We start from the raw sequence: 13,362 nt of genomic DNA, 5'->3' as shown, positions 1-13,362 counted from the left end.
AGCGATCCGATGCGAAGATGGAGGCCCTATGAACACCGTGCTCAACGTCATCTGGCTCGTGCTGTCCGGGTTCTGGCTCTTCCTCGGATACCTCGTCGCCGGCGTCATCATGTGCGTCCTCATCGTGACGATCCCGTGGGGCATCGCGTCGTTCCGCATCGCGAGGTACGCGCTCTGGCCGTTCGGCCGCGAGGTCGTGCAGAAGCCGACCTCGGGCGCGTGGGCGTTCATCGGCAACGTGATCTGGTTCCTGCTCGCCGGGCTCTGGCTCGCGATCGGGCACGTGCTGTCCGGGGTGGCGCTCTGCATCACCATCATCGGCATCCCGCTCGGGCTCGCCGACTTCAAGATGATCCCGATCTCGCTCGCCCCGCTCGGCAAGGAGATCGTCGACAAGGCGTGAGGTCGCGCGGCTGAGCCGGGCCGAGCCGGGGTGAGCCGGGCCGAGCCGGGGCGAGCCGAGCCGAGCCGGGCCGAGCCCGGGCGAGCCCGTCGGCGGCAGGCCGTAGGCTCGACGGGCACATGAGCACCACGCCCCAACGCCGTTCCGTCGACCGCGACATCCTGCGCCTCGCGGTGCCCGCGCTCGGCGCACTCATCGCCGAACCCGCGTTCCTGCTGGCCGACACGGCCATGGTCGGGCACCTCGGCGCCACCCCGCTCGCCGGGCTCGGCCTCGCGAGCGCGGTGCTGCAGACGATCATCGGCCTGATGATCTTCCTCGCCTACGCGACGACGCCCGCCGTGGCACGGCGGCTCGGCGCGGGCGACGAACGCGGCGCCGTGCAGGCCGGCATCGACGGGCTCTGGCTCGCGCTCGGGCTCGGCGCGCTCCTCGGCCTCGCCGGCTGGGCCGCGACCCCGGCCCTCGTCGGGGCGTTCGGAGCCGACGCCGCCATCGCCGAGGCCGCCCGCAGCTACCTCGGCATCTCGATGGCGGGGCTCCCCGCGATGCTGCTCGTCTTCGCCGCGACCGGCCTCCTCCGCGGCCTGCAGGACACCCGTACCCCGCTCTGGGTCGCCGGCATCGGCTTCGCCGCGAACATCGTGCTGAACTTCGTCTTCATCTATCTCGCCGGCTGGGGCATCGCCGGCTCGGCGGTCGGCACGGTCGTCGCGCAGTGGGGCATGGTCGCCGTCTACCTGATCGTCGTCGGACGCCACGTGCGGCGGGCCGGCGCGGGCTGGCGGCCGCACCGGGCGGGGCTCCTCGGCGGGGCGTCGTCGAGCGGCTGGCTGTTCCTGCGCACGCTCAGCCTGCGCGCCGCGCTGCTGCTCTCGACGTGGTCGGCGACGGCGCTCGGCCCCGACGAGCTCGCCGCGTACCAGGTGGCGATCTCGATCTACTTCACGCTCGGCTTCGCGCTCGACGCTCTCGCGATCGCCGCGCAGGCCCTCGTCGGCCGCGGGCTCGGCGCGGGCGACGTCGCCGAGGTGCGCCTCGTGCTGCGGCGCTGCCTGCAGTGGGGCATCGGCTCCGGGGTCGTCATCGGCGCGCTCGTCGTCGCGACGGCGTGGGTGCTGCCGCAGCTGTTCACCTCCTCGGCCGAGGTCGCCGCCCTGCTGCCGCCCGCGCTCGTCGTGCTCGGCATCTCGGCCCCGCTCGGCGGGCTGGTCTTCGTGCTCGACGGCGTGCTGATCGGCGCCGGCGACGCGCGATACCTCGCCTGGACCGGACTCGTGAACCTCGCCGCCTACGTTCCGCTCGCACTCGGCGCCGTGTGGTGGGCGGATGCCTCGGGTACCCCCGGCGCCGCGGCGCTCGCCTGGTTGATGGCGGCGTTCGCTCTCGGGTACCTCGCGGCGCGCGCGATCACGCTCTCGCTGCGGGCGCGGGGCAGCCGCTGGATGGTCACCGGGGTGGCGTAGCGCGCGCCCGGCGGTCGGTGCGGCCGGCGGTCAGCGCGCCCGGCGGTCAGTGCGGCCGGCGTGGTGGGCGGCCCGCCGCGATCAGCGCGCGGGCGGCGCCGTCGTGTCGCCGATGTGCAGGGTGCTCGTGAAGGCGAGCGACGTCGCCGGCTCGCCCGCGAGCAGGCGCACCACGGCCTCGCCCGCCGCACGGCCCTTGTCGGTCGAGGGCTGGTCGAGCGTCGTCAGGTCGTGCCGCAGGCCGTCGACCCGGATGCCGTCGAAGCCGACGACGCTGAGCTCGCCGGGCACGGACAGGCCGAGCTCCTCCGCCGCGTGGATCACTCCCGCCGCGAGCAGGTCGCTCTGCGCGATGATCGCCGTCGGCCGGCGGTCGGCGGGGAGTGCGGCGCCCGAGGCATCCGCCAGCAGGACGAACGCCGCCCGCCGGCCGTCCTCGATCGAGCTCGTCGTCGCGGCGACCGCCGGGGCGTCCGGGTACACGTCGCGCGCGCCCTGCAGCCGCTCGATCGTGACCTGCGTCGACGCCCGCGCCTCGAGCGCCGCATCGACGGGGCCGCTCGTGCGCTCGGCGTCGAACGGCAGCGTCACGACGCCGACCTCGCGGTGCCCGAGCTCGGCGAGGTGCTCGGCGCCGCGGCGGGTCGCGTCGCGGTTGTCGATGGAGATGTCGGGGACGTCGTCGCCCGTGGGCCCGCCCTCGATCGCGACGGTCGGGATGCCCCGGCGGCGCAGGATCTCGAGCGAGTGTTCGACCCGCGGGCTGCAGCCGATCAGGACGACGGCGTCCACCGGTGCGTCCTCGATCGTGGCGCCCTCCGACTCGCCGCCGATGAACGGCAGCAGGAGGAGCGCCGCGCCGAGCGGGGCGATACCGTCGGCGATGCCGTCGAGGGTGCGGATCTTCACCGGGTCGAGGAAGGCGCTGCGCACCCGCTCCTCCAGCACGACGCCGACGATGCCCGAGCGGCCCCGCCGGAGCGAGCGCGCCCGCGGGTCGGGGCCCGCGTAGCCGAGCTCGGCGGCCGCGGCGAGCACCCGCTCCTTCGTGGCATCCGACACCGGACCCGACCCGGAGAAGGCGAGCGACGCGGTCGACGCCGAGACGCCGGCGTGCGCGGCCACGTCGGCGAGGGTGGGGCGGGCGGTCATGCCCCGAGTCTAGAGGCCAGTCCTGCGAGCCGCCCGAATCGATTCGACTGCCTGCCTGCCTGCCCTGCCAGCACTCGCTGCCTGGCCGCCCGCCTGCGCTGCCCCTGCCTGCTCGTGCCCCGTCCCCGTGCCCCTGGCCCCCCGAGCCCTGCGAGTTGCACGACGAACCGGCCCACGCGCCAGATACTGCGGCGCGCCGGGAACCCGGTCGTGCAACTCGCAGACGTCAGGGTGCGCAAACCGACGGGGCGCGCAGACGCAGGGCGGGCAGGCGCGGGGCACGCAGACGGACTGCCCGCGTCCGTCCGATCTCCCGCGCCGCGCCTCAGCCGGCGGCGACCTCGTCGCGGGCGGCGGCGAAGGCGTCGACGCACGCGCGGATCTCGTCCTCGGAGTGCGCGGCCGAGAGCTGCACGCGGATGCGCGCCTCCCCCTTCGGCACGACGGGGTACGAGAACGCGGTCACGTACACGCCCCGGGTCTGCAGGGCGTCGGCGATGCGGGCCGTGAGCGCCGCGTCGCCGAACATGACGGGCACGATCGCGTGCTCGCCGGGCAGCAGCTCGAAGCCCGCCTCGGTCATGAGGGAGCGGAACAGGGCCGCGTTCGCCTGCAGCTGCTCCCGGAGCTCGCCCGAGGACGACAGCAGCGCGAGGGCCTCGAGCGTGCCCGCGACGATCGCCGGGGCCAGCGTGTTGGAAAAGAGGTACGGGCGGGCGCGCTGGCGCAGCAGGTCGACGATCTCCTGACGGGCCGCGACGTAGCCGCCCGAGGCGCCGCCGAGCGCCTTGCCGAAGGTGCCGGTCGTGATGTCGACCCGGCCCTCGACGCCGCACAGCTCGGGAGTGCCGCGGCCGTTCGCACCGACGAAGCCGACGGCGTGGGAGTCGTCGACGAAGACGAGCGCGCCGTAGCGGTCGGCGAGGTCGCAGATCTCGCGGAGCGGCGCGATGTAGCCGTCCATCGAGAACACGCCGTCGGTGACGATCACCTTCCGGCGGGCGTCGGATGCCTCGACGAGCTTCTGCTCGAGGTCGGCGAGGTCGCGGTTCGCGTAGCGGAAGCGGCGGGCCTTCGAGAGGCGGATGCCGTCGATGATCGACGCGTGGTTCAGCGCGTCGGAGATGATCGCGTCCTCCGGCCCGAACAGCGTCTCGAAGACGCCCCCGTTCGCGTCGAAGCACGAGGAGAAGAGGATGGTGTCGTCGTAGCCGAGGAACTCGCTCACCCGCCGCTCGAGCTCGAGGTGCTGGGTCTGCGTGCCGCAGATGAAGCGCACGCTCGCCATCCCGTAGCCCCATTCGTCGAGGCCGCGGTGCGCGGCGGCGACGATGCGCGGGTCGTCGGCGAGGCCGAGGTAGTTGTTCGCGCAGAAGTTCAGCACCCGCTGCAGCCCGACCCCGGCGGCGCCGCCCGAGGCGACGTCGACCGTCGAGGACTGCGGTCCGACGATGCCGCGCTCGCGCTTCGTGAGCCCGGCGGCGTCGATCTCGTCGAGTTCGGCGCGCAGCTGCGCCTTCACGTCTCCGTACATGTGCGATCCACCCGTTCCTATACTTCGGTCCAGTCGAGGATGACCTTGCCGGCCCCCGCGGATGCGGCGACGTCGAACGCCGCGCGCCACTCCCGAGCCGGGAAGCGGTCGGAGATCACGCTCGCGACGGCGTCCCGCAGCGGCTCGCTCGTCTGCAGCATCGCGGACATCGAGTTCCAGGTCTCGAACATCTCCCGGCCGTAGATGCCCTTCAGCGTCAGCATGTGCGTGACGACCTTGCCCCAGTCGATCGCGTACGGCTCGGACGGCAGGCCCAGCATCGCGATGCGGCCGCCGTGGTTCATGTTCTCGATCATCTCCGGCAGCGCCTTCGGCGAACCGCTCATCTCGAAGCCGACGTCGAAGCCCTCGCGCATGCCGAGCCGCTCCTGCGCCTCGCGCACCCGCTCCCGCGACACGTCGACGACGTCGTCGGCGCCCATCCGGCGGGCGAGCTCGAGACGTGCCGGCGAGACATCCGTCGCCACCACGAAGCGCGCCCCCACGTGCCGCGCGACCGCGATCGACATGAGCCCGATCGGCCCGCAGCCGGTGACGAGCACGTCCTCGCCGACCACGCCGAAGGCGAGCGCCGTGTGCACCGCGTTGCCGAAGGGATCGAAGATCGCGCCGAGCTCGGGATCGACCGGGGAATGATGCACCCACACGTTCTGCCCGGGAATGACGATGTACTCCGCGAACGCACCGTCGCGGTGCAGCCCGACGCCGTGCGTGCGGATGCACATCTGCCGGCGACCGGCACGGCAGTTGCGGCACATGCCGCACACCACGTGCCCCTCGCCCGACACCAGATCGCCGACGGCGACGTCGTGCACGAGCGGCCCGACCTCGACGACCTCGCCCGAGAACTCGTGTCCCGGGATCAGCGGCGTCGCGATCGTCGACGCGGCCCAGTCGTCCCACTTCTCGATGTGCAGGTCCGTGCCGCAGATGCCCGTGCGCAGCACCCGGATCTTCACGTCGGCCGGCCCCACCTCGGGCTCCGGCCGATCCACGAACTCGAATCCGGCACCGGGCGCGGCTTTGAACAGGGCCTTCATGTGGAACTCCATCGTGGATCAGGGCACGGAACCGCTGGGTGCGGCGGTCCGTGCGAGTCGGTCCGGTGGGTGCGCCGGATGCCTCAGCCATCGTATCGACGCCTGGCGGAGTGTTTCAGGCGCGCGGTGTTTCACGCGCGCCCGTGGAGCCCGGACGGGGCGTGCCGGCTGCGCGGCAGGGCTTGCAGGCCGCCCGGCCGATCGCTATCGTGGTCGAATCGATTCGACTCGAATCGATTCGAGGCCGCGGCGGGCCGGACTGGACCCCGGCCCGCCGCGCGCCCTCGCTCCGCACGACCATCCCCATCGGCCAGACTGGGAGCGGCATCCCGGCCGTTCGGGCCGATGACGACCGCGAGGACGCCCGGATGCCCCAGCCGCCGCACGACGAAGCACTCGAGATGACCGACACCCCAGACCACGCCGAGCCGAGCACCCAGGCCGGCCCCGCCGGCCGGGCCGCCGAGACGGCGGGCCGCACCCCGAAGCGCAGCCGCACGCCCCGCGGGCTCGCCGCGTGGCGCAACGCCGTCTTCGCCATCTTCTTCCTGTCCGGCCTCAGCATGGCGAGCTGGGTCGCCCGGCTCCCCGCGGTGCGCGACTTCACGGAGCTGTCGACCCAGGGCGTCGGCCTCGTCATCCTGGGCATGTCGGCCGGCTCGATCATCGGCCTCGTCGTCGCGCCCGTCTTCCTCGCGCGCCTCGGCGCGCGGATGGGCATGATCGCGATGCTCCTGCTCGTCTCCGTCGGGCTCGTGCTCATCGGCGTCGGCGGCTCCCTCGCGCCGTCGGTCGCCACCGTGGTCGTCGGCCTCGCCTTCTTCGGCTTCGGCAACGGCGCGGTCGACGTGATGATGAACGTCGAGGGCGCGGAGGCGGAACGGGAGATCGGCAAGACGCTGATGCCGCTCATGCACGCCTTCTTCAGCTTCGGCACCGTCGCCGGCGCCGTGCTCGCCGCCGGCGCCGCCGCGCTCGGCCTCCCGGTGCTCGTGCACCTCGGCATCATCGCGGGGCTCATCGCGATCGCCGTCGTCGTCGCCGTCCGCTTCGTGCCGCGCCGGGCCGAGCTCGGCGACCCGAAGGAGCAGGGCGCCCCCAAGCCGCCGTGGCGGGAGCGCCTCCGCGCGAGCCTGTCGGTCTGGGCCGACGTGCGGCTGCTCCTCATCGGCGCGATCATGCTGAGCATGTCGTTCGCCGAGGGCTCGGCGAACGACTGGATCACCCTCGCCGCCGTCGACGGCCACGGCTTCGACCCGACCACCGGCGCGCTCGTGTTCAGCGTCTTCACCGTGTCCATGACGGTGTCGCGCGTGCTCGGCGGCCCGGTGCTCGATCGCTTCGGGCGGGTGCCCGTGCTGCGCGTGCTCTCCGTCACGGCCGTCATCGGCATCTCGATGTTCATCTTCGGCACCGAGCCCTGGGTCATCATCGTCGGCACCGCGCTCTGGGCCGTCGGCTGCTCGCTCGGCTTCCCGGTCGGCATGTCGGCCGCCGCCGACGACCCCGTGAACTCGGCCGCCCGGGTGAGCGCCGTCGCGATCATCGGCTACTTCGCCTTCCTCGCGGGGCCGCCGCTCATCGGCTTCCTCGGCGAGCACTTCGGACTGCTGAACGCGCTCCTCGTCATCCTCGGTCTCACGGCCGTCGCCGGCATCCTCGCCCCGGCCGCGCGGGAGCGCTCGCGGAGCACGGCCCCGCAGGGCTAGGCGACGCGACGCCCGGCGGCGAGCACGCCGATGGCCGCCGCCGCGGCGCGCACCAGCTCGTCGAAGCCGAGCGCGCCGGAACCGGCGGCGTCGCCACCGCCCGTCTCCGCGCCGACCGTGGCCACCCCGCGGCTCCGAACGGCGGGCACGTGCAGGAACCCGCCGGGCAGACCGGCGCGGGCGAGCTCGTAGGCGATCCGGTTGCAGACGAAGCGTCCGGCGTCGTCGGATGCCTCGGCCGGGACCCCGGCCGCGCGGATCGCCGCGACGAGCGCGCCGACGTCGAAGCCGGCCGCGCGGCGGTCCGGACCGTCGTCGATCGCGACGCCGCGCGGCTGCGCGCCGTCGTTGTCCGGGATGCGGGCGTCGATCAGGTTGCGCGCGAAGCGCTCCGGCGTGACCGTCGCGCGCCGCCCCGCCTCGCCGATCGCGAGGACGGCGTCGGGGCGGTGCGCCGCCACGAGCTCCCCGAGCCGGGCGGGCGCCGCGGCGAACGACACCGGCAGGATGGCGGTGACGAGCTCGACGTCCGGATCGCCCCACTCCCGGCCGAGCCGCGTGACCGTCTCGCCGCTCGCGTTCTCGGCGTCGGCGCCGAACGGTTCGAAGCCGGTGACGAGGATGCGCATCGGTCCAGGATTCCACGGGGAGGGGACCGGCCGGCGCCGCGTACACTCGAACGGTGCGTCTCGTCATCGCCCGCTGCTCCGTCGATTACGCCGGCCGGCTCTCCGCCCATCTGCCGCTCGCGACCCGCCTGCTCATGGTGAAGGGCGACGGGAGCCTGCTCGTGCACTCCGACGGCGGCAGCTACAAGCCGCTGAACTGGATGAGCCCGCCGTGCACGCTCGCCGAGGCGGAGCCCGACGAGGAGCAGGCCGCCGGCGGCATCACCCAGGTCTGGACCGTCACGCACAAGAAGACCGCCGACAAGCTCATCGTGAAGATCCACGAGGTGCTGCACGACTCCGCCCACGAGCTCGGCATCGACCCGGGCCTGCAGAAGGACGGCGTCGAGGCGCACCTCCAGCAGCTCCTCGCCGAGCAGATCGAGCGGCTCGGCGACGGGTACCGGCTGATCCGCCGCGAGTACATGACCGCGATCGGCCCGGTCGACATCCTCGCCACCGACGAGGCCGGCGCGAGCGTCGCGGTCGAGCTGAAGCGCCGCGGCGACATCGACGGCGTCGAACAGCTCACCCGCTACCTCGAGCTGATGAACCGCGATCCCCGGCTCGCCCCCGTGCGCGGCGTCTTCGCCGCGCAGGAGATCAAGCCGCAGGCGCGCACGCTCGCCGAGGACCGCGGCATCCGCTGCGTCGTGCTCGACTACGACGAGATGCGCGGCGTCGACAGCGGGCACGCCCGGCTGTTCTGAGCGTGCGGCGCGGCGCAGCGCTGCGCGCCCAACGCTGCGCGACGCCGAGCCGAGCGACGCTCGGGTTTCGTGCAGCCGCGCGCCCGTAGGATGTCACGGTGACCTCTGACACGCTGCTCCCCCCGGCATCCGTCGTCGCCACCCGAACCTGGTCGGCCGTGCTGTTCGACCTCGACGGCACGATCATCGATTCCGCCGGAGACATCACCCGCTCCCTCGCCCACACCTTCGACGCGATCGGGCTGCCCGTCCCCGACGAGGAGACCCTCCGCGACTACGTCGGCCCCCCGCTGCTCGAGAGCCTCCGCCTCGCCGCCGGCCTCGACGAGGAGCGGGCCAGGCAGGCCCTCGGCGTCTACCGGGCGCACTACAACCAGCGCGCGATCCGCTCCCCCGTCTTCCCCGGCATCGCGGGCCTGCTCGAACGGCTGCACGCCGCCGGCATCCCGGTCGCCCTCGCCACCTCGAAGCCCGAGGCCGTCGCGCGGGCCGTGCTCGACCACGCCGGCCTGAGCCCCTACTTCACGACCATCACCGGCGCGAGCGAGGACGAGTCGCGCGCCACGAAGGCCGAGGTCGTCGCCGAGGCGCTGCGCCGGCTCGGCGATGCGGGCGTGGATGCCTCGCACGCGGTCATGGTCGGCGACCGCGGCTACGACATCCTCGGCGCCGCAGCCCACGACGTGCCGACGATCGTCGTCGAGTGGGGCTACGGCTCCCCCGCCGAGGCCGCCGACGCGCTCGCGATCGTGCACTCGAGCGACCAGCTCGGCAAGCTCCTGCTCGGCTGAGCCGGCACTGCCGGCACTGCCGGCCCCGCTGCCCCGCCCGGCCGCGCCCGGGCGCCGGGACGCCGACGTCTCGGCTACGTCGCCGGCACGACCTCGAGCGTGAAGCCGAGCTTCTCGCCCGACTCGGCGTTCGACAGCGTCACCTCGGTGTCGCCCTCGGCGAGCGCGGTGAGACCCGGGTTGAACTGCGCCGAGCCGTCGTCCTTTCCCGGCACGAATTCGGCGACCTCCGGGTCGGAGAGCTCCGCCGACCAGGCGGTGAAGTGCTCGTCGTCGCCGACGAGGTCGACCGTGCCTCCGACCGGCACCTCGACGGTCGTGCCGTCGATGGCGCCGAGGTCGACGATGACGGGCGGCAGCATCGAGGCGCCGTCGCTCGCGGAGGGACTCGAGGCGGCGCTCGGCGAGTCCGCGCCGCCGCCCGAGCCGCCCCCCGCACAGCCGCTCAGGGCTGCCGCGAGGGCGGCCGCCGTCACCAGCACCGCAAGGCGCCTGGCTCGCCGAGGCGGTCTGAGCGACTGGCCCGCCGAGTCCGTCGACGCACGCCGGTCGAAGCGCACCGTTCGCTGTCGAGACATCCCGATCCCCCCGAATCCGGCGCAGCCGTGCGCCACCGCCAGCGTAGCGCCGCCCGGGCACGCGGCCGAGGCATCCGCCGGGCGAAGATCCCACGGCCGATGCGCAGGGGATCGAAGATCCTCGCGATCGAGCCCCGGAATCCGCGCCGATCGCGGCGATGTTCCAACCTTTCAAAATTCCCCTCTTCCCCCAAACGGGGTACACGGTGCATGATGCCGAGTACGCGCGTCTGATCGACGCGCGCCAGTCGCACCGTCGCGACGAACCCACGCGGCGGTGCTCGGAGGGAGAAGCATGTCTGGAAACTCCACTCGCGCGCGGCGCGTGGTGGCGACGACATCTGTGCTCGCGCTCGCGGCCGCCGGTCTGGCGACCCTGAGCATCGCGCCAGCGAATGCGTCGCCATCGCCCGTCCCCGCGCCGGTGATCGGTGACGACGAGTACTACATGAACTACGTCGCACCGCGAGCGGAAAGCGCCTTCGGCGACGACGAAGTGGTCGTCGACGTGAACGGGGCGAAGAACGACACGGCCCGCGGCATGTCCGCGCTCGAGCAGGCCAAGGCGGTCGACGAGAAGTACTCGGCCGGCAACCCGGTCGCCGCACAAGGACTCGCCCAGCTCGAAGACCAGTCGAACAAGACGGGCAAGAGCCCGAAGGAACTGAAGTGGGACCGCGGCGGCCACGGGCACGGCCACGGCTGGAAGGGCAACAAGCACAAGAAGCCGAACTACAAGCAGGCCGACGAGACGCAGGAGGCGAAGCTCCTCACGATCCTCGTGGAGTTCGACGACACGGTGGTCGACGACTTCAGCGACGTGTACGTGCCGACCGAGTTTGGTGCGACCGAGTGCAAGCCCGGCGCCCCGCAGAGCGGCCCGCTGCACAACAACATCCCGAACCCCGCCGACTACGAGCTCGAGGACAACAACTCGATGTGGGTGCCCGACTTCTCGAGCGAGCACTACAACAAGATGCTGTTCAGCGACAAGGGCATCAAGGAACGCGTCCGCAAGGACCTCCGCGGCCCCGACGGCCGCAAGGGCATCGACATCTCCGGCTACACGATGAAGAACATGTACGAGGAGATGTCGCAGGGCGCCTACACCGTCACCGGTGAGGCGACCGCCTGGGTGAAGGTGCCGCACTCCGAGGCGTACTACGGCGCCACGGTCTGCCACCAGAACGAGGAGGGCGTCTACGAGGCCGGCCCCATGCAGGACATGCAGGGCCACCCCGACAACCCGCTCGGGCCCGGCCAGCTCCCGATCGACGCCGTCGCGGCGCTGTCGGCCGCGCAGCCCGACTTCCCGTGGGCCGACTACGACATCGAGGACCAGGGCGACCGCGACGGCGACGGCGACCTCTTCGAGCCCGACGGCGTGATCGACCACGTCGTGCTCGTGCACGCGGGCGAGGACAAGTCGGGCGGCGGCGGCGCCGAGGGCACCTACGCCATCTGGGCGCACTCCTCCGCCGTCGCGGGCGGCGCCGACATCCCCGGCACCGACCTCAAGCTGTCGAACTACATCGTGCAGCCGGAGGACTCGGGCGTCGGCGTGTTCGCGCACGAGTACGGCCACGACCTCGGCCTGCCCGACCTGTACGACACCTCGAACGCCGGTGACTCCGACGTCGACTTCTGGGACCTGATGAGCTCCGGCTCGCACGCGGGCCCCATCTTCCAGTCGATGCCGACGCACATGGGCCTCTGGGACAAGTACGTGCTCGGCTGGGCCGACCCCGCCGAGATGAACCCCGGCGAGCGCGGCGCCACCTTCAAGGTCGGCCAGAACTCGCGCCCGCTGAAGGGCTCGGAGGACGGCGTGAAGGTCAACCTGCCCGACAAGGTGGTGACCCTCGCGACCCCGCACAGCGGCGAGAACATGTGGTACACCGGCTCCGATCAGGACTGGGCGGACCTCCGCCTCGGCCGGACGATCGACGTGCCCGCCACGGATCCGAAGTTCTGGATGTGGAACGACTTCGTGATCGAGGAGGACTGGGACTTCGGCTTCGTCGAGGTCTCGACCGACGGCGGCACCACCTGGACCGAGCAGAAGGTCTTCGACGAGGCCGGGGCCGAGGTCACGACGCCCGACGGCTACGCCGACCCGAACGGCCGGCTGAGCGACTTCGGCGCGGGAACGCCGAAGAAGTACGGCCTGACCGGCTCGACCGGCGGATGGCGCCACGACTACGTCGACCTGACCTCGTACGCGGGGCAGACGGTGCAGCTGCGCCTCCGGCTCGCGACGGACGCCGCCTTCCAGGAGCGCGGATGGTTCGCCGACGACTTCGCGGTCACGAGCGGTGCCGACACCGTGTGGAGCGACGACGTCGAGCAGGGCGACAACGGGTGGACGCCCGAGGTGGCCTCGTTCACGACGACGACCGGCCCCGGCTGGCGTCAGGACACCGGCACCTCGGTCAAGGCGCAGTACTACCTCGTCGAGTGGCGGAACATGGACGGCTTCGACCAGGGCCTGAAGTACGCGTACAACAGCGTGTACCAGGAGGGCGCCTGGAAGGTCGAGAAGCTCGCCTACAACGCCCCCGGCATGCTCGTCTGGTACCGGGACACGACGTACGGCGACTCGAACATGATCACGGCGAACGAGGCGGCGCTGCCCAGCTACGGCGCCAAGGGCGGCCTGCTCATCGTCGACAGCCACTTCAATCCGCTGCAGCGGACCGGAGCGGCGGCCGACCTCGACCCGTCGACGCTCAACGTGATGCCCTCGCGGGCGCAGTCTTCGAACGCGGCCTTCGGCCTGCAGAAGACGTACCCCTTCAAGGAATGCATCGTCGATGACGCGTTCACCGAGTACTGCACGAAGATCCCCGCGCTGAAGCCGGTGAGCACCTTCACCGACGACCAGGGCTGGGTGCCCGGGTTCGCCCTGCGCGAGTCCGACGGTGCGCTGTTCTACCGCGACCGGGATGCCTCGACCGTGGTCCCCTCCGTGGGGAACGCGCAGTACAGCACCCCGCTGTACGACCTCGAGGGCAACCGCCTGCCGGGCTACGACGGCGTCGACGCCGGGGTCGGGCCGTTCGGCTCGGGCAACCCGGCCGATGACGGCGTGGGCTACGGCACTGTGGTGAAGCTCAAGAAGGCCGGGAAGGACAACACGACGGCGCTGATCCAGATCACGCCGCCGAAGGCGGGCTGACCGCCGCACCGCGCGGCCTGCCGCGCACCGGGCGCCGACTCCCCTCGTGGGGGCCGGCGCTCGGTCGTGTCAGCGCCGGCTGCCGGCGCCCGGTCGTGCGGGGCATGGGGCC

General features: G+C 72.5%; 11 protein-coding genes. 6 read left to right on the top strand and 5 right to left on the bottom strand.

Features of this window, described 5'->3' with window-relative positions:
• The first annotated feature begins 28 nt into the window (after positions 1-28).
• Together ROT00_RS14870 and ROT00_RS14865 are read left to right on the top strand one after the other, a co-directional pair.
• Complete coding sequence (locus tag ROT00_RS14870) at positions 29-403, top strand: YccF domain-containing protein (protein ID WP_230768437.1); 375 nt, start codon at positions 29-31, stop codon at positions 401-403.
• A 119-nt stretch (positions 404-522) separates the two neighbouring features.
• Positions 523-1,869 carry an MATE family efflux transporter gene (locus tag ROT00_RS14865; RefSeq protein WP_404775807.1) on the top strand — a complete coding sequence of 449 codons (1,347 nt, stop codon included), beginning with the start codon at positions 523-525 and terminating at the stop codon, positions 1,867-1,869.
• Between the two features lie 81 nt (positions 1,870-1,950).
• Here ROT00_RS14865 and ROT00_RS14860 read toward each other — a convergent pair whose 3' ends face one another.
• From ROT00_RS14860 to tdh, 3 genes are all read right to left on the bottom strand, one after another.
• Positions 1,951-3,021: a LacI family DNA-binding transcriptional regulator gene (locus ROT00_RS14860; protein ID WP_404775806.1), complete on the bottom strand. Its 1,071-nt coding sequence runs from the start codon at positions 3,019-3,021 to the stop codon at positions 1,951-1,953.
• Between the two features lie 325 nt (positions 3,022-3,346).
• Positions 3,347-4,555 (bottom strand): glycine C-acetyltransferase, encoded by a 1,209-nt coding sequence (locus ROT00_RS14855; protein ID WP_404775805.1) that lies wholly within the window; start codon positions 4,553-4,555, stop codon positions 3,347-3,349.
• Between the two features lie 17 nt (positions 4,556-4,572).
• Positions 4,573-5,616 (bottom strand): L-threonine 3-dehydrogenase, encoded by a 1,044-nt coding sequence (gene tdh, locus ROT00_RS14850; RefSeq protein ID WP_404775804.1) that lies wholly within the window; start codon positions 5,614-5,616, stop codon positions 4,573-4,575.
• A gap of 401 nt (positions 5,617-6,017) precedes the next feature.
• Here tdh and ROT00_RS14845 point away from each other — a divergent pair, with 401 nt between their 5' ends.
• On the top strand, positions 6,018-7,325 hold the full coding sequence (locus ROT00_RS14845; protein ID WP_404775803.1) for an MFS transporter: 1,308 nt from the start codon (positions 6,018-6,020) through the stop codon (positions 7,323-7,325).
• On the opposite strand, the gene ROT00_RS14840 is transcribed toward ROT00_RS14845, so the two are convergent.
• Positions 7,322-7,954 (bottom strand): pyroglutamyl-peptidase I, encoded by a 633-nt coding sequence (locus ROT00_RS14840; protein ID WP_404775802.1) that lies wholly within the window; start codon positions 7,952-7,954, stop codon positions 7,322-7,324. The genes ROT00_RS14845 and ROT00_RS14840 overlap by 4 nt on opposite strands.
• Before the next feature lie 53 nt (positions 7,955-8,007).
• Here ROT00_RS14840 and nucS point away from each other — a divergent pair, with 53 nt between their 5' ends.
• Both nucS and ROT00_RS14830 read left to right on the top strand, forming a co-directional pair.
• A complete protein-coding gene (gene nucS / locus ROT00_RS14835) occupies positions 8,008-8,703 on the top strand; it encodes an endonuclease NucS (RefSeq protein WP_404775801.1) in 696 nt (231 codons plus the stop codon).
• Between the two features lie 98 nt (positions 8,704-8,801).
• A complete protein-coding gene (locus ROT00_RS14830) occupies positions 8,802-9,494 on the top strand; it encodes an HAD hydrolase-like protein (RefSeq protein ID WP_404775800.1) in 693 nt (230 codons plus the stop codon).
• A gap of 74 nt (positions 9,495-9,568) precedes the next feature.
• On the opposite strand, the gene ROT00_RS14825 is transcribed toward ROT00_RS14830, so the two are convergent.
• Positions 9,569-9,976: a hypothetical protein gene (locus ROT00_RS14825; RefSeq protein WP_404775799.1), complete on the bottom strand. Its 408-nt coding sequence runs from the start codon at positions 9,974-9,976 to the stop codon at positions 9,569-9,571.
• 544 nt (positions 9,977-10,520) lie between these two features.
• On the opposite strand from ROT00_RS14825, the gene ROT00_RS14820 reads away from it, so the two are divergent.
• Complete coding sequence (locus ROT00_RS14820) at positions 10,521-13,250, top strand: immune inhibitor A domain-containing protein (RefSeq protein WP_404775798.1); 2,730 nt, start codon at positions 10,521-10,523, stop codon at positions 13,248-13,250.
• Positions 13,251-13,362: the final 112 nt, after the last annotated feature.

Source organism: Agromyces mediolanus (genome assembly GCF_044917495.1).
In the GTDB taxonomy this organism is placed as follows: Bacteria; Actinomycetota; Actinomycetes; order Actinomycetales; family Microbacteriaceae; genus Agromyces; species Agromyces mediolanus_B.
This window is presented reverse-complemented; position numbering and strand designations above follow the sequence as displayed.

Excerpts from the sequence above, each read along its gene's own strand:
- ROT00_RS14870 (WP_230768437.1), top strand. The coding sequence starts at position 29 with ATGAACACCGTGCTCAACGTCATCTGGCTCGTGCTGTCCGGGTTCTGG.
- ROT00_RS14865 (WP_404775807.1), top strand. The coding sequence starts at position 523 with ATGAGCACCACGCCCCAACGCCGTTCCGTCGACCGCGACATCCTGCGC.
- ROT00_RS14860 (WP_404775806.1), bottom strand. The coding sequence starts at position 3,021 with ATGACCGCCCGCCCCACCCTCGCCGACGTGGCCGCGCACGCCGGCGTC.
- ROT00_RS14855 (WP_404775805.1), bottom strand. The coding sequence starts at position 4,555 with ATGTACGGAGACGTGAAGGCGCAGCTGCGCGCCGAACTCGACGAGATC.
- tdh (WP_404775804.1), bottom strand. The coding sequence starts at position 5,616 with ATGAAGGCCCTGTTCAAAGCCGCGCCCGGTGCCGGATTCGAGTTCGTG.
- ROT00_RS14845 (WP_404775803.1), top strand. The coding sequence starts at position 6,018 with ATGACCGACACCCCAGACCACGCCGAGCCGAGCACCCAGGCCGGCCCC.
- ROT00_RS14840 (WP_404775802.1), bottom strand. The coding sequence starts at position 7,954 with ATGCGCATCCTCGTCACCGGCTTCGAACCGTTCGGCGCCGACGCCGAG.
- ROT00_RS14820 (WP_404775798.1), top strand. The coding sequence starts at position 10,521 with ATGAACTACGTCGCACCGCGAGCGGAAAGCGCCTTCGGCGACGACGAA.